Source organism: Streptomyces sp. NPDC020490, from assembly GCF_044335305.1.
Classification (GTDB): Bacteria; Actinomycetota; Actinomycetes; order Streptomycetales; family Streptomycetaceae; genus Streptomyces.
Genome location: NZ_JBIRUY010000003.1, coordinates 1 through 24,737 on the forward strand (window position 1 = coordinate 1; position 24,737 = coordinate 24,737).

The 24,737-nt window shown below is 73.2% G+C and carries 18 protein-coding genes; 7 read left to right on the forward strand and 11 right to left on the reverse strand.

All coding sequences use genetic code 11. The features are described from left to right. The 3 genes from ACH4ZX_RS05035 to ACH4ZX_RS05045 all read right to left on the reverse strand — a co-directional run. Window positions 1–1,613: ATP-dependent helicase (locus tag ACH4ZX_RS05035; RefSeq protein ID WP_398267665.1), on the reverse strand; the 1,613-nt coding region annotated here is incomplete at its 3' end. 126 nt (window positions 1,614–1,739) lie between these two features. Beyond that, the gene (locus ACH4ZX_RS05040) at window positions 1,740–5,159 is read right to left on the reverse strand and encodes an ATP-dependent helicase (protein WP_398267668.1); all 3,420 of its coding nucleotides are present in this window, start codon (window positions 5,157–5,159) and stop codon (window positions 1,740–1,742) included. A 266-nt stretch (window positions 5,160–5,425) separates the two neighbouring features. Continuing rightward, window positions 5,426–5,812, reverse strand: a complete 387-nt coding sequence (locus ACH4ZX_RS05045) for an MGMT family protein (RefSeq protein WP_398267671.1) — start codon at window positions 5,810–5,812, stop codon at window positions 5,426–5,428. A gap of 186 nt (window positions 5,813–5,998) precedes the next feature. On the opposite strand from ACH4ZX_RS05045, the gene ACH4ZX_RS05050 reads away from it, so the two are divergent. The 3 genes from ACH4ZX_RS05050 (at window position 5,999) to ACH4ZX_RS05060 (ending at window position 12,024) form a co-directional block, all read left to right on the forward strand. Further along, window positions 5,999–8,725: a lysylphosphatidylglycerol synthase domain-containing protein gene (locus ACH4ZX_RS05050; RefSeq protein ID WP_398267674.1), complete on the forward strand. Its 2,727-nt coding sequence runs from the start codon at window positions 5,999–6,001 to the stop codon at window positions 8,723–8,725. A gap of 67 nt (window positions 8,726–8,792) precedes the next feature. Next, window positions 8,793–10,337, forward strand: a complete 1,545-nt coding sequence (locus ACH4ZX_RS05055) for an alpha/beta hydrolase (protein WP_398267677.1) — start codon at window positions 8,793–8,795, stop codon at window positions 10,335–10,337. Between the two features lie 136 nt (window positions 10,338–10,473). Next, the gene (locus ACH4ZX_RS05060) at window positions 10,474–12,024 is read left to right on the forward strand and encodes an alpha/beta hydrolase (RefSeq protein ID WP_398267680.1); all 1,551 of its coding nucleotides are present in this window, start codon (window positions 10,474–10,476) and stop codon (window positions 12,022–12,024) included. 59 nt (window positions 12,025–12,083) lie between these two features. Here the strand turns inward: ACH4ZX_RS05060 and moeZ are convergent, their stop codons facing one another. From moeZ to ACH4ZX_RS05095, 7 genes are all read right to left on the reverse strand, one after another. Then, entirely contained in the window at window positions 12,084–13,262 is a 1,179-nt protein-coding gene (gene moeZ, locus ACH4ZX_RS05065) for an adenylyltransferase/sulfurtransferase MoeZ (RefSeq protein WP_398267683.1), read from the reverse strand. Between the two features lie 63 nt (window positions 13,263–13,325). Then, window positions 13,326–14,075: a spherulation-specific family 4 protein gene (locus tag ACH4ZX_RS05070; RefSeq protein ID WP_398267686.1), complete on the reverse strand. Its 750-nt coding sequence runs from the start codon at window positions 14,073–14,075 to the stop codon at window positions 13,326–13,328. Further along, window positions 14,063–15,022, reverse strand: a complete 960-nt coding sequence (locus ACH4ZX_RS05075; protein WP_398267689.1) for an NAD-dependent epimerase/dehydratase family protein — start codon at window positions 15,020–15,022, stop codon at window positions 14,063–14,065. The genes ACH4ZX_RS05070 and ACH4ZX_RS05075 overlap by 13 nt, the downstream gene beginning before the upstream one ends. Before the next feature lie 270 nt (window positions 15,023–15,292). Beyond that, window positions 15,293–16,543: a hypothetical protein gene (locus ACH4ZX_RS05080; protein WP_398267692.1), complete on the reverse strand. Its 1,251-nt coding sequence runs from the start codon at window positions 16,541–16,543 to the stop codon at window positions 15,293–15,295. Then, the gene (locus tag ACH4ZX_RS05085) at window positions 16,540–18,210 is read right to left on the reverse strand and encodes a DUF3492 domain-containing protein (RefSeq protein ID WP_398267695.1); all 1,671 of its coding nucleotides are present in this window, start codon (window positions 18,208–18,210) and stop codon (window positions 16,540–16,542) included. Before ACH4ZX_RS05085 ends, ACH4ZX_RS05080 begins: the two co-directional genes overlap by 4 nt. Before the next feature lie 235 nt (window positions 18,211–18,445). Continuing rightward, window positions 18,446–20,128, reverse strand: coding sequence for a DUF3152 domain-containing protein (locus ACH4ZX_RS05090; protein ID WP_398267698.1), 1,683 nt, complete (start codon window positions 20,126–20,128; stop codon window positions 18,446–18,448). 8 nt (window positions 20,129–20,136) lie between these two features. Next, window positions 20,137–21,270: an alpha/beta fold hydrolase gene (locus ACH4ZX_RS05095; RefSeq protein ID WP_398267701.1), complete on the reverse strand. Its 1,134-nt coding sequence runs from the start codon at window positions 21,268–21,270 to the stop codon at window positions 20,137–20,139. Window positions 21,271–21,484: 214 nt separating this feature from the next. Here ACH4ZX_RS05095 and ACH4ZX_RS05100 point away from each other — a divergent pair, with 214 nt between their 5' ends. The 4 genes from ACH4ZX_RS05100 (at window position 21,485) to ACH4ZX_RS05115 (ending at window position 23,520) form a co-directional block, all read left to right on the forward strand. Further along, on the forward strand, window positions 21,485–21,709 hold the full coding sequence (locus tag ACH4ZX_RS05100; protein WP_398267703.1) for a hypothetical protein: 225 nt from the start codon (window positions 21,485–21,487) through the stop codon (window positions 21,707–21,709). A gap of 329 nt (window positions 21,710–22,038) precedes the next feature. Next, window positions 22,039–22,683, forward strand: coding sequence for a TetR/AcrR family transcriptional regulator (locus ACH4ZX_RS05105; protein WP_324787545.1), 645 nt, complete (start codon window positions 22,039–22,041; stop codon window positions 22,681–22,683). A 136-nt stretch (window positions 22,684–22,819) separates the two neighbouring features. Further along, window positions 22,820–23,047, forward strand: coding sequence for a DUF3107 domain-containing protein (locus ACH4ZX_RS05110; RefSeq protein WP_324787544.1), 228 nt, complete (start codon window positions 22,820–22,822; stop codon window positions 23,045–23,047). 203 nt (window positions 23,048–23,250) lie between these two features. Further along, entirely contained in the window at window positions 23,251–23,520 is a 270-nt protein-coding gene (locus ACH4ZX_RS05115) for a hypothetical protein (protein ID WP_360741651.1), read from the forward strand. A 239-nt stretch (window positions 23,521–23,759) separates the two neighbouring features. Here the strand turns inward: ACH4ZX_RS05115 and ACH4ZX_RS05120 are convergent, their stop codons facing one another. Continuing rightward, window positions 23,760–24,515, reverse strand: coding sequence for a ferritin-like fold-containing protein (locus tag ACH4ZX_RS05120; protein ID WP_351888813.1), 756 nt, complete (start codon window positions 24,513–24,515; stop codon window positions 23,760–23,762). Window positions 24,516–24,737: the final 222 nt, after the last annotated feature.

A 24,737-nucleotide genomic window follows, 5' to 3' on the forward strand; every position in this document is an offset into this window, starting at 1 on the left:
GGCCGCGCAAACCCCGGCGGGGGGGGGGGGGGGCCCCCGCCCCCCCCCCCCCGGCCGGGGCCCCCCCCCCCCCCGGCGGGGGGCCGCGGGGGGCCGGGGGGGGGGCCGCCCCCCCCGGGGGGGGGGGCCACGAGCCGGCGGGCGCGGCGGCCCAGGAGGGCGAGGTCGCGCGGGCCGATGCGCCAGCGCGGGCCGGTCAGCAGGCGGACCAGGGAGGCGTTGGCACCGGGGTCCTGGAGGACTTCGCAGACGGCGACCAGGTCGGCGACCTCGGGCAGATGCAGCAGCCCGGACAGGCCGACCACCTCGACGGGGACGTCCCGGGCGACCAGGGCGCCCTGGATCTCGGCGAAGTCGGTCGCCGTGCGGCACAGGACGGCGATCTCGCCGGGGGGCTTGCCGGTGTCGACGAGATGCGCGATCGAGTCGGCGATCCACTCGATCTCCTCGGCGTGGGTGCGCAGCAGGGCGCAGCGCACGATGCCGTCGCGTTCGGCGCCGGGTGCCGGGCGGAGCGCCTCCACACCCGCGTGCATGGCGCGCAGGGGCTCGGCGAGGCCGTTGGCGAGGTCGAGGAGGCGGCCGCCGCTGCGGCGGTTCTCGCTGAGCGCCTGCCGGGTGGCGGGGCGGCCGTCGGGCCGGGCGAAGTGCTCGGGGAAGTCGTCCAGGTTGGCGACGGAGGCGCCGCGCCAGCCGTAGATCGCCTGGCAGGGGTCGCCGACGGCGGTCACCGGGTGGCCGGTGCCGCCGCCGAAGAGGCCGGCGAGGAGGACGCGCTGGGCGACCGAGGTGTCCTGGTACTCGTCGAGCAGCACCACGCGGAATTCCTCGCGCAGGATGCGGCCCACGTCGGCGTTCCGGGCGAGCTGGGCGGACAGGGCGATCTGGTCGCCGAAGTCGAGCAGGTCGCGTTCGCGCTTGGCGGCCCGGTAGCGGACCACCAGCTCGGCGAGTTCCCGGCGCGCCGCGGCCGCCTCGGGGACCTTGCGCAGGTCGGCGTTGGTGAGCCGGATGCCCTCCAGGGTGCGCAGCAGTGCGGTGTCGTACCCGCGCAGGTCTTCGGGACGGACCAGGTGTTCGGCGAGTTCGGAGTCGAGGGCGAGCAGGTCGCTGACCAGGTCCGCGAAGGAACGGGTCAGCGCCGGGTAGGGGCCCGGGGCCTCGCGCAGCACGCGCGCGGCGAGCTGGTAGCGGGTGGCGTCGGCGAGGAGGCGGGCGGTCGGTTCGAGGCCGATGCGCAGGCCGTGGTCGCTCAGCAGGCGGCCCGCGAAGGCGTGGTAGGTGGAGATCACCGGCTCGCCGGGCGGGTTGTCCGGGTCGATGACGTCCGGGTCGGTGACGCCCGCCTTGATCAGGGCCTTGCGGACGCGTTCGGCGAGTTCACCGGCGGCCTTGTTGGTGAACGTCAGACCGAGCACCTGCTCGGGGGCGACCTGGCCGGTGCCGACCAGCCACACCACGCGCGCCGCCATCACCGTCGTCTTGCCCGACCCGGCTCCGGCCACGATCACCTGCGGGGCGGGCGGCGCGGTGATGCAGGCCGTCTGCTCCGGCGTGAACGGGATGCCGAGGAGCTGCTTGAGCTGATCGGGGTCGGTGATACGGGGCGGCACGTCAGAGAGGCTAGCGGCGGGCACCGACAGTGGATGCGGGATCCGGCGTCCGTGGGCTGAGAAGCGCAGGTCAGCACGTGTGGTGCGATATGTCACGCGGGTCACCGGCCCGGGGCGCCGGCCGGGTCACTCCACGACGTGCCGTCCCTCGGACCTGGCACTGCAGGAAGCCTGGAAGGCGCAGTGCGTGCAGTGCTGGCCGGTGGTGGGCGTGAACCGCTCGTCGAGGACCTTGCCGGCGGCGGTGGCCAGCAGGTCGCCGACCCACTCCCCCTCCAGCGGCTGCTGGGCCTGCACCTTCGGCAGGGTCTCTCCGCCGTCGCGCCCGGCGGCGCCCTGGCGCAGCTGGACCAGTTCGGCCCCGCCCGGCTCCGGGCGCACTCCGCCGAAGACTTCGTCGACGGCGCCCTCGCGGACGGCGAGCTGATAGACGGCGAGCTGGGGGTGGCGCTCCACCTCGCGGGCGGTCGGCGCCTGTTTGCCGGTCTTGAAGTCGACGACGTACGCGCGGCCCTCTCCGTCGGCCTCCACGCGGTCCATCTGGCCACGGATGCGGACCTCGTACTCGCCCGCTTCGAGGGTGACGTCGAAGTCGTGTTCACTGGCCACCGGTGTGCGGCCGGCGCGGTCCATGACGTGCCACTTCAGGAACCGTTCGAGCGCCACGCGCGCGTTCTCCTTCTCCTGCGCCGACTTCCACGGCGCGTCGAAGGCGAGCGCGTTCCACACGGAGTCCAGGCGCTCCATGAGGACGGCGAGGTCGGCCGGGGTGTGGCCGGAGGCCACCTCGTCGGCGAGCACGTGCACCACGTTGCCGAAGCCCTGGGAGGTGGTGGCGGGGGCGTCGGCCTTCACCTCGCGGCCCAGGAACCACTGCAGGGCACAGGTGTTGGCGAGCTGGTCGAGGGCGCTGCCGGAGAGCACGACGGGCTCCTCGCGGCTGCACAGCGGGACCTTGCTCTCGGTCGGCTCGAACATGCCCCACCAGCGGTAGGGATGGGCGGACGGGACGAGCGGGCGGCCGTCCTCGTCGGCGAGCGCGGCGAGGCGGGCCAGCCGGTGGGCGGCGGCCTGTCTGAGGGTGTCCGACACGCGCGGGTCGACCGTGGTGGCGCGCAGTTCGGCGACGAGCGCGGAGACGGACAGCGGGCGGCGCGGGCGGCCCGTGACGTCCGCGGGTTCGACGCCGAGTTCGGTGAGGAAGCGGGAGGGCTGGTCGCCGTCGTCGGCGGGGGCCTTCACGGCGGTGACGACGAGGCGTTCACGGGCGCGCGTGGCTGCGACGTAGAACAGGCGGCGCTCCTCGGCCAGCAGCGCCCCTGGGGTCAGGGGTTCGGCGAGTCCGTCGCGTCCGATGCGGTCGGCCTCCAGGAGGGAGCCCCGGCGGCGCAGGTCGGGCCACAGGCCCTCCTGGACGCCGGCGACGACGACCAGCCGCCACTCCAGGCCCTTGGAGCGGTGCGCGGTCATCAGGCGCACGGCGTCGGGGCGCACGGCGCGGCGCGTGAGGGTGTCCGCGGCGATGTCCTCGGCCTCGATCTCCTCCAGGAAGTTCAGGGCGCCCCGGCCGCCCGTGCGCTCCTCCGCGCGCGCGGCCGTCGCGAACAGCGCGCACACGGCGTCGAGGTCGCGGTCGGCGTTGCGGCCGGCCGCGCCGCCGCGCCGGGCGGCCCGTTCCAGACGCGTCGGCCAGGGTGTGCCCTGCCACAGGTCCCACAGCGCCTCCTCCGCCGTGCCGCCGCCCGCGAGGCGTTGGCGGGCCGTGCGCAGCAGCGCGCCGAGGCGCTGGGCGCCGCGCGCGTACGCGGGGTCGTGCGCGACCAGGCGCTCGGGCTCGGCCAGTGCCCGTGCGAGCAGTTCGTCCGAGGGGGGCGGCAGCGGGTTGCCGGCGGCCCGTTCCTCGTCGCGCAGGGCGCGCCCGAGGCGGCGCAGGTCGGCGGCGTCCATGCCGGCGAGGGGGGAGGCGAGAAGGGTGAGGGCGGTTTCGGTGCCGAGCCAGCAGGCCTCCGGCCCGGGTCCGGGCTCCTGGGCTCCGGGTTCCCCGGGTCCGGGATCCCCAGGTCCGGGGTTCTCCGCACCGGCCCCCCCGGGACCGGGCCCCCCGGGACCGGGCCCCCCGGATACGGCCTCCCCGGGACCGGCCCGGTGTGCCACCTCCGCCTCCGCCACCGCCCGCAGTGCCGTGAGCAGCGGGGCGACCGCCGGTTCGTGCCGCAGCGGCAGGTCGTCGCCGTCGATGTCGAGGGGGACGCCGGCGGCGGTGAGGGCGCGGCGGACCGCCGGGATCGTACGGGCGCCGGCGCGCACCAGGACCGCCATCTCGCGCCAGGGGACGCCGTCCTCCAGGTGTGCCCGGCGCAGGATGTCGGCGACGTTGTCCAGCTCGGTGCCGGGCGTCGGGTACGTGTAGACCTCGACCCGGCCCCCGTCGCGGACCGGGACGAGCTCGCGGTGCGCGCGGATCCGGTCGGCCGGCAGGCGGGTCAGCGGCATGCGCTGGGTGAGCAGCCGGGTCGCGGCGAGCAGGTCGGCCGCGGAGCGGCGGGAGGTGCGCAGGACCTCGACGGGCGCCGGGCTGCCGTCCACGCGCCGGAAGGCCGCCGGGAACTGGAGGATGCCGCCCACGTCCGCGCCCCGGAACGCGTAGATCGACTGGTCGGGGTCACCGAAGGCGACCAGGGTGCGCCCAGCCCCGGCGAGGGCGTGCAGGAGCCGTACCTGGGCGGGGTCGGTGTCCTGGTACTCGTCCACGTAGACGGCGTCGTACTGCGTGGCCAGTCGCTCGGCGACACCGGGGCGGTGGGCGAGCAGCACCGCGCGGTGGACCAGTTCGGCGTAGTCGAGGACGCCCTGCATGTCGAGCACGTCCAGGTACTCGGCGAGGAACGCGGCCGCGGCGCTCCAGTCGGGGCGGCCGATGCGGCGGGCGAAGGAGTCCAGGGCACCGGGGCCCAGGCCCAGTTCGCGGCTGCGCGCGAGGACCGCGCGGACCTCGTCGGCGAAGCCGCGGGTGGTCAGGCAGGCGCGCAGTTCGTCCGGCCAGCGGACGTGCGCCAGGCCGAGGCGCTGCAGGTCGAGCTGGCCGGCGAGCAGTTCGCGTACGGTCACGTCCTGCTCCGGGCCGGACAGCAGGCGCAGCGGCTCCACGAACAGATCGGTGTCCTGGTGGGCGCGGACCAGGGCGTAGCAGAACGAGTGGAACGTGGTCGCCTGCGGGGCGCGTGCCGCACCTATGCGCAGCGCCATGCGATCACGCAGTTCGACGGCGGCCTTGCGGCTGAACGTCAGCACCAGGATGCGCCCCGGATCCCCGCCACGGGCGATCCGCGCCGCCACGGACTCCACCAGCGTGGTGGTCTTGCCGGTGCCCGGACCTGCGAGGACGAGCAACGGACCGGCCCGGTGGTCAACCACGGCACGCTGTGGCGCGTCCAGAAGAGGGGGATCCGGCGGGAGCGGCGGGGTACGAACCAGTCGGTAAGCGCCACGGCTCCCCTGCCGCGTCCGGGGATGCGGCAGGTGCCTGGTGGAGGAAGAGGAGCTCACGTGGTTCGCCGGTCCTGGTGGTCGTACTGGTTGTCGGGCCACCGCGGGTGCACTGCGGTGGTCGGGTGGTGAGCGGGACACGCGCAGCCGACGCTACGCCGACGGACGGCACGGAGGCAGGGCTTCCGCTTCTTCCCGCAAGGCACTCGTGGCGCTCATGGCACTCGTGCCCCTCATCTCACGAACGTACGTCATGTCACGGAGGTGCCCCGCTTCACCCGTACGGAGCAAAGGTCACACCGGAGCCCGCCGGATGCCGGAAGCTGTCAAGTGTGACCTTCCGTGCGTTCGCCGCCGTTCCAGCGCGCCCGTCTCATGTCGAGACGCGGCAGGTGGCCCTCCGCTGCCCGGCCAGCCTCCCGCAGCGGTGTGCCCTCGGCGCGGTATCGGTCCAGCGCCCTCAGCTCGTGCCCCGGGAGCAGGACGCCGTCCGCGCGGACGACGCGCCACCACGGGACGGCACCCCCGTACAGGGCCATCACCCGGCCCACCTGGCGGGGGCCTCCCTCCTCCAGCCACTCGGCCACGTCCCCGTAGGTCATGACGCGTCCGGGCGGGATGAGCTCGGCCACCTCGAGGACCCGTTCGGCATAGTCCGGCAGCGCCTCGGCGTGCTCCGCGCGGGCGTCCGGGGAAAGGCTCTCCTCGCTCATCCGGACCATCCTGCACCACCCCACCGACAGTGCGACGAGCTCGCGACCGTGCGTAGCCCTCGCCCTCGGGCGGCGCGTCCGGCAGACTGTGCGCCCCCGCGTTTGCACCCTGATGCCCCCGTGTGTCGGCGGGGCATGCCACCATCATGCGGGCGGTGACTGGTGATACGAGATCAAGAAGAGACGATGAAGCAGCAGGGTGCGCACCCGGAGGATGCGGAGAACACCTCTGACGATTCGTCGCGCCCGGGCACCGCGGACGGCGGGCGGGCGACCTCCCAGCCGGCTCCCGGGGGCGGCCCCGGCCTGGTCGAACAGACGCACATCGACGAGGTCGAGGGCGACGAACCGCTGCTTCCCGCGCGCGTGCACCGCCCCTCCGACCTGATGCGCCTGCTGGTGGGCGTGCTGGCGATCGCCGTGCTGCTCGCGATCTCCGCGTTCGCGCACGGCACGACCTCCGGGCTGGAGCAGGACATCAACAAGGGCACCGGTCAGGCGCCCGACCTGCTGATCAAGATCGCCGGCCTGGCCTCCAGCATCGCGATCCTGCTGGTGCCGGTCGCCTTCGCGATCGAACGGCTGATCAAACGCGACGGGCTCCGCATCGCCGACGGCGTGCTGGCGGCGGTCCTGGCGCACGGAGTGACTCTCGCCACCGACCTGTGGGTCGCCAAGGGCGCCCCCGGCTCCATCCAGGAGGCGCTCACCCAGCCCTCTCCCGGTGACATCCACGCCCTCACCGACCCCGTGCACGGCTACCTCGCGCCCGTCATCGCGTACATGACGGCCGTCGGCATGTCGCGGCGGCCGCGCTGGCGGGCGGTGCTGTGGATCGTGCTCCTCCTCGACGCCTTCTCGATGCTGGTCACCGGGTACACGACCCCGTTCTCGATCATCCTCACGGTGTTGATCGGCTGGACCGTCGCCTACGGGACGCTGTACGCGGTCGGCTCCCCCAACGTGCGGCCGACCGGACGGACGCTGATGGCGGGCCTGCGGCACGTGGGCTTCCACCCGGTCACCGCGGCCCGCGAGGAGGTCCACGACACCCTGGAGACCGGTGACCGCGGCCGGCGCTACTTCGTCACGCTCGAGGACGGCCCGCCCCTGGACGTGACGGTGGTGGACCGGGAACAGCAGGCCCAGGGGTTCTTCTACCGCGCGTGGCGCAACCTGACGCTGCGCGGGTTCGCCACCCGCAGCAGCCTGCAGTCGCTGCGCCAGGCGCTGGAGCAGGAGGCGCTGCTGGCGTACGCGGCCATCGCGGCCGGCGCCAACGCGCCCAAGCTGATCGCGACCTCCGAACTCGGCCCCGACGCGGTGATGCTCGTCTACGAGCACATCGGCGGGCGCACCCTGGACTCGCTGCCGGACGAGGAGATCACCGACGACCTGCTGCACGACACCTGGGGCCAGGTGCGGGCGCTGCAGTCCCGGCGCATCGCGCACCGCAGGCTCGTGGGCGACGCGGTCCTGGTGGATCCGTCCGGCGCGGTGATCCTCACCGATCTGCGGGTGGGCGAGATCGCCGCGGGCGACCTGCTGCTGCGCATGGACATCTCCCAGCTGCTGGTGACGCTCGGTCTTCGGGTGGGCGCCGAGCGCGCCGTGGCCTCGGCGGTGAGCGTGCTCGGCCCCGACGCCGTGGCCGACTGCCTGCCGATGCTGCAGCCCATCGCGCTCAGCCGCTCCACGCGCGCGACGCTGCGGAAACTGGCCCGGGAGCGGGCCCAGCGCGAGCGTGAGGCGGTCCTGGAAGCCTCGCAGCAGGCCAAGCAGGCCCGTCTGGAGGAAGGCTCGGTCGACGCGGAGCCCACGGGCAAACCGGACAAGAAGACCGTGCGTGCGGAGGCCAGGGCCGAGAAGCGGGCCCTCGACGACGCGCTGGAAGAGGCACGCGAGGAGGATCTGCTGACGCAGATCCGCTATGAGGTGCTGCGGATCAGGCCGCAGGCGCCGGTCGAGCCGGCCCGCCTGGAGCGGGTGCGGCCGCGCACGCTGATCAGCTTCATCGCGGGCGCCATCGGCGCGTACTTCCTGCTGACGCAGCTCACCCACATCGAGTTCGGGCCGCTGGTCGCGAACGCGCAGTGGGGCTGGGTCGTCGCGGCGGTGCTGTTCTCGGCGGGCAGCTACTTCGCGGCCGCGATGGCGCTGCTGGGGTTCGTGCCCGAGCGGGTGCCGTTCCTGCGGACGGTGGCGGCGCAGGTCGCCGGGTCGTTCGTGAAGATCGTGGCGCCGCCCGCGGTGGGCGGTGTCGCCCTCAACACGCGCTTCCTGCAGCGCTCGGGGGTGCGTCCCGGGCTCGCGGTGGCGAGCGTCGGCGCGTCGCAGCTGTTCGGGCTCGGCGCGCACATCCTGATGCTGCTGTCCTTCGGCTATCTGACCGGCACCGAGAAGACGCCGTCGCTGTCGCCGTCCCGGACGGTCATCGCGGGTCTGCTCACGGTCGCGGTGCTCGTCCTGGTCGTCACGTCGGTGCCGTTCCTGCGGAAATTCGTCGTCACGCGCGTGCGGTCGCTGTTCGCCGGTGTCGTGCCGCGCATGCTGGACGTGCTGCAGCGGCCGCAGAAGCTCGTCACCGGCATCGGCGGCATGCTGCTGCTGACCGCCTGCTTCGTGATGTGCCTGGACGCCTCGATCCGCGCGTTCGGCGACGGCTCGACCTCGCTGAGCATCGCCAGCGTCGCCGTCGTCTTCCTCGCCGGCAACGCGCTCGGCTCCGCGGCGCCGACTCCGGGCGGCGTGGGCGCGGTGGAGGCGACCCTGACGGTCGGCCTGATCGCCGTGGGCCTGCCCAAGGAGGTCGCGGCCCCGGCCGTGCTGCTGTACCGGCTGCTGACCCTGTGGCTGCCGGTCCTGCCGGGCTGGCTGGCCTTCAACCACCTCACCCGCAAGGGTTCCCTGTAGCGGCGGGCGGTACCTCGTACGGCCCGCGCCCCGAGCAGGCACGCGTGCCCGACCGCAGGATGGGTCCATGCCCAACCCGCTCCGTCGGCGCGCCGCTGCCGTGACCGCCACCGCCGTACTGCTGTCCTGCGTCCTGGCGGGCTGCGGCGACGGCTCCCGGGACGAGGACCTGACGGACCAGAAGCTCGACTGGAAGGACTGCCCGGCCCCGTCCGAGGCCGAGGGCGGCGGCGACGCCCCGTCGCCCCTGCCGAACGGCGAACGCTGGCAGTGCGCCACCTTGAAAGTCCCGTTGGACTGGGACGAGCCCAAGGGCGACAGGATCGGCATCGCGCTGATCCGGGCGAAGGCGAGCGGCGGGAAGAGCCGGCGCATCGGCTCTCTCGTGTTCAACTTCGGCGGCCCCGGAGGCTCGGGGGTCACCACGCTTCCCGCGTTCGCCAAGGACTACACGGCCCTGCGCACCCGCTACGACCTGGTCAGCTTCGACCCGCGCGGGGTCGGCCGCAGCGCCCCCGTCGAGTGCGAGAACGACCAGCAGCTCGACGCCTACTTCCAGCAGGACGCGATCCCCGACGACGCCCGCCAGCGCACCGAGCTGCTGCACAACACCAGACAGTTCAACGACGCCTGCGAGAAGAACTCCAAGAAGCTGCTGCCGCACGTGCGCACCACCGACGCGGCCCGCGACATGGACCTGATGCGCCAGGTCCTCGGCGACGACAAGATGCACTACTTCGGCATCTCCTACGGCACCGAACTCGGCGGCGTCTACGCCCACCTGTTCCCCAAGCGCGTCGGCCGCGCCGTCTTCGACGCGGTCGTCGACCCGACGCAGAACCCGGAACAGAGCTCCCTGGGGCAGGCCGCGGGCTTCCAGCTGGCGCTGGACAACTTCGCCGCGGACTGCACGTCGAAGCCCGAGCCCTGCCCGATCGGCGACAGCGCCCAGGACGTCGAGGCCCGCATCGCCGGCCTGCTGAAGGCCCTCGACCGCAAGCCGATCCCCGGCGTCTTCCCACGCGAGCTGACCCAGACCGCCGCGACCAACGGCATCGCGCAGGCCCTGTACTCGAAGGACTTCTGGGCCTACCTCACCGAGGGCCTGCAGCAGGCGTACGACGGTGACGGGGAGGTGCTGATGAGGCTGTCCGACGCGATGAACGGGCGCAACGAGAACGGCGAGTACAGCAACCTCACCGCCGCCAACATCTCCATCAACTGCGCGGACGCCAGACCCCGGTACACGCCCGCGCAGGTGGAGCAGCGGCTGCCCGAGTTCCGCGCCGCCTCGCCGGTGTTCGGGGACTTCCTGGCCTGGTCCATGATCAGCTGCACCGACTGGCCCGTCGCGGGCGCCGCCGACCACCCCGTTGTCAGCGCACCCGGGTCGGCGCCGATCCTCGTGGTGGGCAACACCGGCGACCCGGCCACACCGTACGAGGGCGCGAAGAAGATGGTGGACGCGTTGGGCCCGGGCGTCGGCGTCGAGCTGACGTACAAGGGCCAGGGGCACGGCGCCTACGACAGCAAGAACCAGTGCGTGCAGCGGGCGGTGAACTCCTATCTGCTGGACGGCAAGGTCCCGCCGAATGGGACGGTCTGCTCCTGACACCCCGCCCAGACGCTGAAGAAAGCGCAGGTCAGAGGGTTATCCACAGGGTCGGGCAGGCTCGGCTCGATCCGCCTACCATGGCCTGACCGCCGTCCGCTGCCCGGTGCGGACGGCTCGTGAGGGGGGTATGCACATGGCGCGTCTCGCACGGTGGACGGCCTTCGGGGCCGCCGCCGCGTTCCTGGTGGCGGGCTGTGGCGGTGGCTCGTCCGACGACGGCAAGAGCAGCGACCGCGCGAGCGCGGCGGCATCCGCGCCGGACAGCGCTGCCGACACGACCGCCGCGCTGCCTTCCTCGCTGACCGCGCAGAGGCTCGACTGGGGACGCTGCAAGGCGACCGCGGACTCCCCCGCCCCGGGCAGCGACTGGCGGTGCGCGACCCTTAAGGTGCCGCTGGACTGGGCGAAGCCGGACGGCGAGACGATCGGCCTCGCGCTGATCCGGGCGAGAGCCCGCGGGGAGCACCGCATCGGCTCGCTGCTGTTCAACTTCGGCGGCCCGGGCGGCTCGGGCGTGTCCATGATGCCGTGGTACGCATCCACGGTCTCGTCGCTGCGCGAGCGGTACGACCTGGTGAGCTGGGACCCTCGCGGGGTCGCCGCCAGCGAGGGCGTGCGCTGCCGCGGCGACAAGGAGATCCAGGCCGCGGAGGAGGTGGACGTCACTCCCGACACCCCGGCCGAGGAGACGGCGTACTTCCAGGACGCCGCCGACTTCGGCAAGGGCTGCCAGAAGGCCGCCGGGAAGCTGATGGCGCACGTCTCGACGACCGACACCGCCCGCGACATGGACCTGATGCACCGGGTCCTCGGCGACGACAAGATGCACTACTTCGGCATCTCCTACGGCACCGAGCTCGGCGGCGTCTACGCCCACCTGTTCCCCCGGAACGTGGGACGGCTGGTCCTCGACGCGGTCGTCGACCCGAGTGCCGACGCCGTGGGCCATGCGATGAACCAGACCCGCGGCTTCCAGCGCGCGCTGGACGACTACCTGAAATCCACCGGCCAGGATCCGCAGCAGGGCTCGCGGAAGATCGCCGGCCTGCTCAAGAGGATCGACGCGCACCCGCTGCCGACGTCGTCCGGGCGCGAGCTGACCCAGACGCTCGCGCTCACCGGCATCGTCCTGCCGCTCTACAGCAAGGAGGGCTGGCCGACGCTGACCAGCGCCCTCAAGTCGGCGCAGCAGGGCGACGGCTCGGAACTGCTGGAGCTCGCCGACAGCTACAACGAGCGTGACGCGTCGGGGCACTACGGCACGACGACCCACTCGCAACGGCTCATATCCTGCCTGGACGACAGGCAGCGGCCGACCGCGGCGGAGACGAGGAAGCTGCTGCCGGCGTTCGAGAAGATCTCTCCGGTGTTCGGGGACTTCCTCGGCTGGGACACGGCCGGCTGGTGCCACGACTGGCCGGTGCCCGGGCAGTACGACACCCCGGAGGTGAGCGCGCCCGGCGCCCCGCCGGTCCTGGTGGTCGGCAACACCGGCGACCCGGCGACGCCGTACGAGGGCGCGAAGAAGATGGCCGACGAGCTGGGCGAGGACGTCGGCGTGGAACTCACCTGGAAGGGGGAGGGACACGGGGCGTACGGCAGCGGGAGCGACTGCGTCGACTCCACGGTGAACGCCTACCTGCTCAAGGGCACGGTGCCGAAGGACGGCAAGGTCTGCTCATGACGACGGCGGGGGTTCCGCACACCCTGGGTGCGCGGAACCCCCGCCGGGAGCCGGTGGGCTCAGTAGACCGGCTTGTCCGGCTCGATCTGGTTGACCCAGCCGATCACGCCGCCGCCGACGTGCACGGCGTCGGAGAAGCCCGCGGCCTTCAGGACCGCGAGGACTTCCGCACTGCGGACACCCGTCTTGCAGTGCAGGACGATCTTCTTGTCCTGCGGCAGGCTCTCCAGGGCGGTGCCCATGAGGAACTCGTTCTTCGGGATCAGGCGGGCGCCCGGGATGGAGACGATCTCGTACTCGTTCGGCTCGCGGACGTCGATGATGTCGATGTTCTCGCCGTCGTCGATCCACTCCTTGAGCTGCTTGGGAGTGATCGTCGAGTCGGCGGCCGCCGCCTGGGCCTCCTCGGACACGACGCCGCAGAAGGCCTCGTAGTCGATGAGCTCGGTGACGGTGGGGTTCTCGCCGCACACCGCGCAGTTCGGGTCCTTGCGGACCTTGACCTGGCGGTACTGCATCTCGAGGGCGTCGTAGATCATCAGGCGGCCGACCAGCGGCTCGCCGATGCCCGCGAGGAGCTTGATGGCCTCGTTGACCTGGATGGAGCCGATGGACGCGCACAGCACGCCCAGCACGCCGCCCTCGGCGCAGGAGGGGACCATGCCGGGGGGCGGGGGCTCCGGGTAGAGGCAGCGGTAGCAGGGGCCGTGCTCGGACCAGAACACCGAGGCCTGGCCGTCGAAGCGGTAGATCGAGCCCCACACGTACGGCTTGTTCAGCAGGACGCAGGCGTCGTTGACCAGGTAGCGGGTCGCGAAGTTGTCCGTGCCGTCGACGATCAGGTCGTACTGGCTGAAGATGTCCATCACGTTGTCGGCCTCGAGCCGCTCCTCGTGAAGGATCACGTCCACGTACGGGTTGATGCCCCTGACGGTGTCACGGGCGGACTCGGCCTTGGAGCGGCCGATGTCGGACTGGCTGTGGATGATCTGGCGCTGCAGGTTCGACTCGTCGACCTCGTCGAATTCCACGATGCCGAGCGTGCCGACGCCCGCGGCGGCGAGGTACATCAGCGCCGGCGAGCCCAGGCCGCCGGCGCCCACACACAGCACCTTGGCGTTCTTCAGCCGCTTCTGCCCGTCCATCCCGACGTCAGGGATGATCAGGTGGCGGGAGTACCTGCGGACCTCGTCTACGGTGAGCTCAGAGGCTGGCTCGACCAGGGGTGGCAGCGACACGGGGACTCCGTTGATCGGTCAATCACTACGGTTGTTCTCCGTGTAACAGTGCCATGGCCATCTTCATTCCGAGACACCTGTTCCGACCCGCGAGACGATGTCGTCCCAGTAGCCGGGCACGCTCTCCCAGGGGTCGTGGCGGCCTCCGCGGTCCGTGCGGTCGGTGAACCAGACGGTCGCCGCGCCCTGCCAGCGCGCGATGCGCAACGCCTCCTCCAGGTGCCGGTGTGGCACGCCGTGGACGAAGTGGCAGAAGCGCTCGGGCGGATGGTCCGCCGTCCACTCCGCCGCCTGCGACCAGCGGTAGTCGCTCCACGGGCCCGCGAAGGTCACCAGTTGGTCGGCGTCCTCGGCGTAGCCGGGATGCGGGTGGGTGCCGTGGCCGAGGAGGATGTGTCCACCGTCACGGACCGCGCGCAGCGCCGAGACGGTGCGGCGGATCGCGGGGAGCGAGGCGCGCTCGGAGGGGCAGCGGGCCAGGAGGAAGCCGTCGACCCGGTACCAGTCGACGAAGCGGCCCGCGTCGACGATCGTCTCGGTGAGGGCGCGGGTCCCGTGCGCGGTGTCGAGGCGGCCGAGGACGCGGACGCCGGTGTTGCGCAGGCGTCCCACCGCCTCCAGGCATTGCGGGTCGGGGCGGGTTCCGGGGCCGTCGGCGACGTCGAGGACGACCCAGTGCAGGGGCGTGCCGGGGCGGGTGAGCAGGTCCCACTCGGTGGGCGCGACGAGGGGGTGGGCGTAGCCGGGGACGCCGAATCGGGTGCGGACGCCGGTGTTCGCGGTGCCCGTCGTGGCGCTGGTCAGATGCGGCATGCCGCCTCCATCCAGATGTCGGCGAGGGATTCTTCGAGATTGATCCGGGGCCGCCAGCCGAGCCGGTCGCGTGCGGTGCGCACGTCGGCCTGCTGCCAGCTGCCGCAGCCGTCCGGGTACGGGTACGTCACCGGGGGCGCGTGGTCGGAGTCGCCGCGCGGGTGGCCGACGGCCGACCTCAGGTGGCCGGGCGGGCCGTCGAGTTCGTGCAGGGCGCCGCCGTACCCGGCCACCCTGGCGAGCGTGCCGGCGGCGTCACGCAGGCGGACGGCGCGGCCGGAGCCGATGTTGATGACGCCCTGCGCGGCGGAGAGGGAGGCGGCGTGCACGGCTCGGGCGACGTCCCGTACGTCGACGAAGTCGCGCTGGACGCCGAGACCGCCGAGCTTGAGTTCGCCGTCGCCGGTCTGCATGGCGCGTCGCATGGCCTCGGCGAGCCGGCCGAGCGGCGAGCCGGCGGGCGTGCCGGGGCCGACGGGCGAGAAGACCCGGAGCACGACCGCGTCGAGGCCGGAGCCGAGGACGAGTTCGGTGGCGGCGAGCTTGCTCACGCCGTACGGGCCGCCGGGGCGCGGGACGGCGTCCTCGGCCGTGGAGGAGCCGGGCTGGCTCGGGCCGTACTCGGCGCCGCACCCGATCTGCACCAGCCGGGCGCCGCAGCCGCTGCGGCGCAGGGCCTCGCAGACGGTGGCGACGGCGACCGTGTTGTGGCGGGTCAGTTCGCGGGCACCGCCGCGGATGGCGCCGGCGCAGTTCACGACGACGCCGGGGTGCACCGCGTCGAGGAAGCGGGTCAGGGCGCCGGGGCTGCCCGAGGCGAGGTCGAAACGGACGTCGGCGTCGTCGCCGCGGCCGAGAGCGGTGAGCTGGACGGCCGGGTCGGCGAGCAGCCGGTCGGCGACGAAGCGGCCGAGGTAGCCGTTGGCTCCGATCAGCAGGACCCTCATCGTGCGGCTCCCGGGGCCGAGGATTCGGGTCGGGAGGTGATCATCTGGCGTTCTCCTTCTCAGTGGGTCGTACGAGTGGGTCATGCGAGCTCGGTGGGTCGTCCGAGCTCATGGGTCCCGCGAGCTCAGTGGTTCCTGCGAGCTGGGTGGGTCTTGCGAGCTCGGCGGGGCGGAGCTCGGTGGTTGCTGCGGATGCCCGCGGCGCAGCCGGCTCGGGGCGGCTGCGGCGGAGATCACCCGTGCGGCGTGGACGCCGGCGCGGCGCGGACGTCATCGCTGCTCTCCTCGGGAGGCGTGGGCCGAGGCCCGGGTGAGGGTGCGGGTCGCGTGGATGAGCAGGGTCAGCGCGCCCGCCGCGCAGATGAGGGCCGGGATGCTGCCGGGGCCCCACGCCTCGGCCAGGGTCCGCACCGGGGCGGCGAGGAATCCGGCCCCGGGCAGGCGCCCCGCGAGGACCGTGACCGGCGCGGCCGCCTCGGCGGCGGCCGCGGCGGTGAGGACGAGGGCGGGGGCGCGGGTGAAGCCGTGGACGGTGAGGAGGCGGGCGAGGAGCAGGAGCGCACCGAGACAGAGGGCCTGGGCGTAGGCCGCGGGCTCGTGGAGGACCGCGCCGCACACGGCGAGCAGGGCCGCCAGGGCGCACAGGTACAACGCGAACGTGCCGAGCAGCAAGGGTCGTACGGAGGCCGCGAACTCTTCCAGGCCACGGCTCGCTGCGAGCCTGCGGCGGGCCCGCACGGTGAAGAGGTGGGCGCACCAGGCCGCCGGGACGCAGGCCAGGGCGAGGGCCAGGACGGGAGCCGTGGCGACGGGCCATGGGCCGTCGGCGCTGCCGCCGGGCGGGCCGTCCGGGCCGCCGGCCACGGCCGCGCCGAGGAACCCGTCGCCGAGGAGGGCGTAGGCGATGAGCCAGCAGGTCCGGGTGCGGGCACCGGGCGAGTGAGCGGCCGGCCCCGCCCCCGTCCGGGCCGCCGCGCCGAGCGGTCCGCGGGCGAGCGCCGCCCGCAGGCCGAGGGACACGGCGAGGGCGCCGACGACGGCCACGGCCAGTCGGGGCTGTCCGTGGGTGAGCCGCAGGCCGGCCACGGTCGCGGCGCACAGCGCGCCCGGCAGAAGGGTCAGCAGCACCCAGTCGGTGCGCGCCCCGGGGACCGCGACCACCGGGGGCCGCGGGGGAGGCTCCTTCTCGTGGGAGGCGCGGACGTACATCTCCTCGGCCAGGGAGAAGACGTCCCGGTGGCGGAAGCGTGCGGCGGTCCGGTCGGTGATGCCGTGGGCCTCCAGGCCCGCCGCGATCTCCAGCGCGTCGACAGCCCTTTCGCACAGCTCGCGGTGTTGGTGCAGCAACGTCTTCACCGGGTCCACGGCGAGGCGCCGGGTGGACGGTTGCCGACGGGCGGCGGGCGACTCGGCGGCGCGGGACATGCTGGTCAGGGCGTCGGTGTCCGCTTGGGCGCGTTCGGCGCGCGCACGCGTGGACTCGGCCGTGCCGGGACGCCCGGGATCTCCGGGGCCGCTCATCGTACTCCCTCCGTGGTCGGCAGCGGAGTGGGCACCCGCACGGGTGCCGGTGCGGGCCGGCCCCCGAGGAGGTGCGCCTCGGCGGGGACCGCGAAGGGCAGGGGCTCTCCGGCGTCGTCGAGGACGGCCCGGCACACCGGGGCGTGCGAGACGACCTCCAGGTAGAGGCCGTGGAACGCGGTGACGTTCTGCTCGACGGTGAACAGTTCCAGCGCACGCGCGCGTGCGGCGGCACCGAGGCGCTCACGGCGCTCGGGGTCGCGCAGCAGAGCCACGCACGCCTCGGCGAGCGCCCGCGGGTTTCGCGGCGGTACGACGAGCCCGGTGCCGCCGATGACCTCCACGACCGCGCCGACATCCGTGGACACCGTCGCGCGAGCGCAGAACATGGCCTCGACGAGGCTGACGGGGAACCCTTCCACGACGCTGGAGAGCACGGTCACCGCGCCCGCCGCGTACGCGTCGGGCAGGGCCGGGATCTCCGGACCGCCGATCTCCTCGAAGGAGACGGGGTTGTCCCCGACGGCGTGCGGGCCGTCGGCCTCGTCCGGGAAGAGCTGCGCGGCGAGGGTCCGGCAGTGGCCCAGGTAGGCCTCACCGTCGGGTCCGGCCGGGGCGCCGATGATGCGCAGGCGGGTCTTCGGCTCCTCCCTGCGGATCTCCGCGAAGGCGTGCAGCAGGCACATCAGGTCCTTGGCGGGGTCGACACGGCCGACCCAGACCAGCGTGTCGGGGTCGGCACGGTCCGGGGAATCGCCGGCCTCGGCGAAGCGGGAGGCGTCCATCCCCGGGTAGACCGTGCGCACCTTGGCGCGGTCGGCGCCGCAGTGCTCCTGCCAGCGGCGCGCGTGCGTGTTGCCGGGCGTGAGGAGGGACGCCCGGCGGTAGATCTCGGCGGCGAGCCTGCCGTGGAAGGCCGCGAGCAGCGACCGCACGGCGGGCGGCGCGTCGGCGGTGGCCAGGTAGTGGGCGCGCAGCCGCACCCCGTACTCGGTCACCAGCAGGGGGACGCCGGCGAAGTGGTGGGCGAGCAGTGCGGGCAGGGCCGCCGAGCCGCCGGAGGCCGCGTGGCACAGGTCGACGGAACCGAGTCCGTCGCGCTCGTACCAGTCGAGGGAGAGGGGGCGCAGGGCGCGTTCCAGGTGCGCGGCGACGGCGAGCAGATCGGGTACCCGCGCCTCGCGCGCCGTGCGCGGGGCTCCGGGCGCACGACAGGCGCTCTCCAGCAGGCGCACGGCGGTCTCCGAACGGAGGGCGGCCACCAGTCCGCACTCGTCGCGGGCGAGGTCGGCGAGCCCGTACAGCGCACTGGCGAAACGGTCCGTCTCAGCGGCCGACGCCTCCTCGGGTGCGCCGGCCGGCTCACCGGCGGCGGCCGCCGCGCACAGCACGGCCGCCAGCTCGCCGTAGCACTCGGCGAAGCGGCGGCGGGCCCGGCGGCCGTACCCGGCGGAGTCGTAGTCGGCCGTCCACAGCGGCGCCGTCCGGACCCGGCCGATGTGCGGCGGCAGCGGCACCCAGCCCTCGTCCTCCTGGCGCTCGTCGGCACAGAGCGCGTAGACGTCGAACTCGTGCTGCCCGAGCCCGCGCACGAGCCGGTCGCACCAGAGCGTGCCGTCACCGCGCACATACGGATAGCCACCCTCCGTAAGCAGTCCGATGCGCACGAGCGCACCCCCGATCTCCCGTGTGGGGAGCCGTCGTTCGCTCGACGGCCCGCAGCGTGAAGAACGTATGCGGACAAGGTGGTGGTGCGACGGACGGTTGTCCGTCGCACCATCAAAAGGGGTGAACGGTCGTAACTTTCCCGTGCAATTCGCGTTCGATCGCGCTAGCAGATCATGCAGTCACGTTTCGCCAGGCAGCGGCCGGGTCCCGCCGCGCCACCTGCCGACAGGGCTGTCAACTGCCGGGGTAGGCCCAGGGGTTGGGCAGGCAATGGACGCCGTTGTGGTCGAGGAACTTGGTCTGCTGCTGCATGACCGGCGCGAGCTCGCCGTCCTTGTCGCAGGTCACGTGGCTGTAGCCGAGCCGGTGGCCGACCTCGTGGTTGATCAGCATCTGCCGGTAGGCGTGGATCTGATCGCCGTACGTCTTCGAGCCCTGCGCCCACCGGTAGGCGTTGATCATGATGCGTTCGGTGGCGGCCGAGTCGCAGGAGACGTTGTCCTCGGTGGTGTCCAGACCGGACTTGGCGCACCACGCGGCGGTGGTGCCGGGGCTGGCGAGGGTGATCACGAAGTCCGGCTCGCCGGAGTGGACGCGCTCGAAGGTGCGGGCGCCGCCGTGCGCCCAGCTGCGGTCGTCGTTGAGTGTCTTCTGCACCGCCTGGGCGAAGAGTTCGCCGTCGAGCCCGAGCCCCTGTTCGACGTCGACCCGGTAGGTGTACTTGCGCCCCTTGCCCGGCGCCTTGGCGAAGCCGGGGACCGCGTCGAACTTCCCCGAGCCCTTGAGCGTGGCGCTGAGGGGATACTTCTGCGCCATCGCCTGCTCGTACGTCAGCGTCACCGGTCCGGGTGCCGCCGAGGGCGTCGTCCGCCCTTCCCCGCGTGACGCCGGGCCCCGGAGGTCCCGGGCCGGACCGGCGGCCGACTGCTGCCGAACGGAGCCGTCGTCCTGTCCGTCGGCGACCTGACCGGCGACGACGACGGCCAGCACGGTGGTGACGGCGGCCGCCGCGATGCCGGTGAACGTGCGCCCCTTGGTGCCCTTGGTCCGCGCGGGCACGCCGGTCGGCGGCGCGTCGTCGTCGGCGTCGGTCTCGGAAGGGACGCCGACGCCGGTGTGCGGGTCCCAGTCGGTGGCGGAGGCGTACGGGCCGGCCGCGGAGGCGCGGGCGCGGGGCGCGAAGACGTCGTCGCCCTCGTCGAAGGCGTCGAGGTAGTCCTGGCGCGGACCGGCCTGCGCGGCCTGCCGCTGGCGGGGCAGGACGGCGCCGGGCGCCGCGGCCACGCCGTGGCCTCCGACGGTCGGCCCTCTCAACTCGCCCCAGCCGCCCCCGGCTTCACGCTGCTCGGGGTGACCGCCGCGGACCTGGGGAACGCCGTGGGCGGGAGTGCCGTCGGACACCCGGGGAACACCACGCGCGGGCGTCCCGTCGGGCACCCGGGGAACACCACGCGCGGGCGTCCCGTCCATCGGCACCCTCGGGAACCCATGAGCGGGCGTCCCGTCCATCGGCACCCTCGGCACCCTCGGGAATCCATGAGCGGGCGTCCCGTCCGGCATCCGCGGCACCCCGCCGGCGGGCGTCCCGCCCGTCGGCGGCAGCGGTGCGCCCTGCTGTCCGTACGGCTGCCCGTAAGACTGCCCGTGCGGTTGTGCGTACGGCTGCTGCCCGTGCGGTTGCCCGTACAGCGGTCCGGGCATCCGGTGACCGGCCGGGCCCTGTTGCTCCGGCCGACCGTCCTGCCGGACGCCGGGCACGGCACCGGCCCCCGGCCCGTCCTGCCGCTCAGCGCCCTGCCGCGCGGCATCCCGGCGCACGTCGGCCCGCGCCTGCGGAGCCGGGAACCGGTCGTCCTGTCCTGCAGTTGTGGCCGCGGCCCCGCCCTTGGCGGCACCGCGACGGCTGTGGCGTCCCACGTCGCCCCTCAGCCCCCCGCGCTCTCGGCGAGGACGTCACCGTTGCCCACGACGGAGCCCGTACCACGGGCGGCGTTCCCGCCCCCGGTACCGGCTCTCCCCCCGGTGTCCGTCCCGGCGCCGTTGTCGGCGCTGCCCCCAGTATCCACCCTCGCCCCACTGGCCCCACCACGCAGGGCGACGCCCGACTCCCCTTTTTCCGCGAGGAGTTCGGTGAACGCGCGGGCCACCGTCTCCGGGTACTCCATCATCGCCACGTGCCCCGCGTCCGGCAGGGCGAGCAGGCGGGAGTCGCGGAAGGCACGGGCCGCCCGGCGGGCCATCCGGAAGCCGACGAGCTGGTCCCGGCCGCCGTAGACGAGCAGGGTCGGGGCGAGGACCCGCTCGGCCTGGCGCCACAGTCCGTGCTGCCCGCCCAGTGTGTAGGCGTTGACGATCCCGCGCGTGGTGCGCGCCATCGCGTCCCAGAAGTACGGCAACTGCATCCGCCGTTCCATCTCCTCGACGGCGTGGCGGAACCCCTCCGGCGTCACCCGCCCGGGGTCGCCGTAGCACAGCCCCACGACGCCGCGGACCCGCTGCTCCGCCGTCCACTCGCGGGTCAGCCGCGTGAAGAGCGCGGCCACTCCGGGCACCGCCAGCATTCCCGTGGGCACGGCGGTGCGCTGGACGCGGATCTCCGGCAACGCCGGCGAGACGAGCGTGAGCGTCCGGACGAGGTCGGGCCGCAGCGCGGCGACCCGGGTGGTGACGGCGCCGCCGAGGGAGTTGCCGAAAACGTGCACGGGGCCGCGTCCGGAGGCGTCGAGGTAGCGGATCACCGCGCGCGCGTGCCCGGTGACCGAGTAGTCGCCGTCGTCCGGCGGGGGCGAGTCGCCGAAGCCGGGCAGGTCGACCGCCTCGCCGTCGACGACGCCGTCCAACTCCTGCATCAGCGCGGACCAGTTCTGGGAGGATCCGCCGAGTCCGTGGACGTACAGCGCGGGCGGCAGGCCCTCGCGGGCGGGCGGGCGCGAACGCACCGTGAGCGTGATCCCCGCCAGCCCGACCGACCTGAGCCGCTCGCCCTCGGCGACCCTGACGGGCGTCACCTTCGGGAGCACGTTGGTCGCCGGTACGGACGGCAGCTCGGTCGAAGACATGCGGCAATGTTACGAGACGATCACGTAGTGGCTCACGTGTTCGCCGTCACAGATCCCGGGGACTTCACGGGGTACGCGTCGAGTGACGTTCCGGACGCGGATCGCATAGCGTCCGGACCGGGTGTCTCCTAGGCTCATGCAGAGGGCACCCGCGAGTGACCCCTGCTTCTCGGAGCGAGGTTCGCAGGAGTGGGACGTAGGAAGGGAGCCCATCATGGCCGTTGACCCCACCGATCCCGAGACGTTCCAGGACGAGGAGACGGAGAAGGTGCCGGAGTTCGACGTCGAAGCCCCCGAGAACGACGCGGCGGAACAGCTGGCCGACCTCGCGCCGGACCGCGACGAACCCCTCGAGGACGTGGACCCGGCCCGGGCGAACGAGGCCGACCTGGTGGAGCAGCGTCGCGTCGTCTCCCTGGACGAGGACGACTACCGCTGACGGAACCCGCTACCGGGGACCCGGCCCGCACGGCGTCGAATGCCGAGAGGCCGAGAAGCCGAGCATGTGGAGAACGAGAAAGAATGCGGAGAACGAGAAACGGAGAAGGGGTGTACGCCGCCGGCGAGGCGCGCGGGGGCGCACAGGAGCGCCGCTGAGCTGGCAAGAGGCACGCGGCTGCCCGCTCTGCCCCGCCTTGAAACCTTCCGCGAGGCTTTCGCCGCTGTCCGGTCCGTGAAATTCTGCGCTCGCACCGCGCACACCGGGGTTACCGAAAAGTACGATGGCCACGCGGCGCACACCGCATGTGGACGATTTTGGGAGGCGGCGTGACAGCCATCGAGCAAACAGAGGCGGCACGCCCGCGAGGCACGCGCCTGCCGCGCCGTGCCCGCCGGAACCAGTTGCTGGGCGCCGCCCAGGAAGTTTTCGTGGCGCAGGGGTACCACGCGGCCGCGATGGACGACATCGCCGAGCGCGCCGGCGTCAGCAAGCCGGTGCTCTACCAGCACTTCCCGGGCAAGCTCGACCTCTACCTGGCACTGCTGGACCAGCACTGCGAGTCCCTGATCCAGTCCGTGCGCAGCGCGCTGGCGTCGACGACCGACAACAAGCAGCGCGTCCGGGCGACCATGGACGCCTATTTCGCGTACGTCGAGGACGACGGCGGCGCCTTCCGTCTGGTCTTCGAGTCGGACCTGACGAACGAGCCCGCGGTGCGCGAGCGTGTCGACAAGGTCACGAACGACTGCGCGGAGGCGATCTGCGACGTCATCGCCGAGGACACGGGCCTCTCGCGTGCCGAGTCGATGCTGCTGGCCTCCGGGCTCGGCGGCCTCGCCCAGGTCGTGGCCCGCTCCTGGCTGCACAGCGACCGCAGCGTCCCGCGCGACCAGGCGGTCCAGTTGCTGACGTCCCTGGCGTGGCGGGGCATCGCCGGCTTCCCGCTGCACGGAACCGACCAGCAGCACTGAGGCCGCCCTTTGTTCCCGCCCGCTGTTCGCTCCTGGCGTTCTCGGGCGGAGCGTGGGCGTCCCCTCGCCGGGCTAATGTGTGCTGGGTACGGCGCGGAAGGTCGCGCACTTCACTGACCGTCGGAGGGACATAGCCGTGGAGGTCAAGATCGGCGTGCAGCACGCGCCCCGCGAGATCGTTCTGGAGAGCGGTCAGAGTGCCGAGGAGGTCGAGCGGATCGTGGCCGAGGCACTGGCCGGGAAGTCACAGCTGCTGACCCTCGTGGACGAGCACGGCCGCAAGGTGCTGGTCCCCGCCGACCGCCTCGCCTACGTCGAGCTCGGCGAGCCGGCCCCGCGCAAGGTGGGCTTCGGCGCGCTGTAAGCGCACGCGGACCGAGGGGGCCCGGCGACCGATGGTCGCCGGGCCCCCTTTCGGCTTCCCGCCGTCCGCCGTCCGCCGTCCGCCTTCCGGCCCCCGCAGATGGAGCACAAGTCGGCCACAGGGGTGGATTGCATTCCGCAGGTCACGGGTATGACCGGCTACGACCGCGACGCGCAGGTCGGCCCCGTGGGAGGGACTCCGTGATGATCTTGGAAGCAGTCGGCTCCGCCGTGCTCGGTCTCGCGTTGGCGTGGGGGGCGATCCACCGGCTGTCCCACCGTCTGCCGGCCCGCGCGCTGGTCCTGGCGACGGGTGTCGCCGGGGCCCTGTTCGGCGCCTTCGTCACGCACAGCGCGCTGGACCCCGGCAGCCTCCCGCTGATCCTGATCGGCGCCGCGATCGTCTCCACGGCCTCGCTGTCGCTGCTGCTGCGCCCGGCGGGCAGACTCCGCCGGCGCTCGGCGCCGGCGTGACCTCGGGCGAAAAGTCGACCTCGGACGAAAAGACGACCACGGCCGGGAAGACCACCACGGCCGGAAAGACCACCGGGACCCGGACGAGGAAGGCCAAGCGGGTCAGGCGAATTCCACTGCGGTGAGGCAGCACCCTGAAGGGGCCCGGGGAACCGCGCGACCAGCCACGACGGCGCCGCGGCCCGCCCACGGCACAACACCCCGCAACGCGGCGCGAGGCGGCACGTCCGGCGGAGCGCTCAGGCGGCGAGCCCCAGAGCCGCCATCCGCTTCGTGTGCGCCTCGGTGATCCGGGAGAACATCTTGCCGACCTCGGCGAGGTCGAAGCCGTCCGCGACACCGCCGACGAGCATCGTCGACAGCGCGTCCCGGTCGGCCACCACCCTCTGCGACTGCGACAGCGCCTCGCCCATCAGACGCCGCGCCCACAGCGCGAGCCGGCCGCCCACGCGCGGGTCCGCGTCGATCGCGGCGCGCACCTTCTCGACGGCGAAGCTCGCGTGCCCGGTGTCGTCGAGGACGGCCAGCACCAGCCCCCGGGTGTCCGAGTCGAGCCGGGCCGCCACCTCGCGGTAGAAGTCGCTGGCGATCGAGTCGCCGACGTACGCCTTGACCAGGCCCTCCAGCCAGTCCGAGGGGGCCGTCTGGCGGTGGAAGCCGTCGAGCGCGGCGACGAACGGCTCCATCGCGCGGGTCGGCTCCTCGCCGATCTCGGTCAGCCGGTTGCGCAGCCGCTCGAAGTGCTGGAACTCGGCCGACGCCATCTTCGCCAGCTCCGCCTTGTCCTCCAGCGTCGGCGCCAGCTTGGCGTCCTCCGCGAGACGCTCGAACGCCGCGAGCTCGCCGTACGCGAGGGCACCGAGCAGGTCGACGACCGCGGCGCGGTACTGCGGGTCGGCGGAGGCCTTCGCCCAGTCCTGGGCGGCGACTCCGGTGGTTCCGGCCGAGGCTTCGGAGGCGTTGTCAGGCTTGTCAGAGGTCGTCATGAAGCGCACAATAGCCCGCTTGCGGCACGACGGAAGGTCATGGCCGACCCCTGTGACGACGACCGCGTGACCAAATCGGCCATCGCATGTGCGGGATTCCGGGGTATGGTGGTAATGCGCCTGCTGAGTACGCACCTCTAAGGAGTTTGCTTCGCTCGACGGGCCGCACGTTTGAGGATGCCCGGTCGGTGGCCCGATCGGCTCCGACCCGACAGCCCTCCCTGGCCGTAC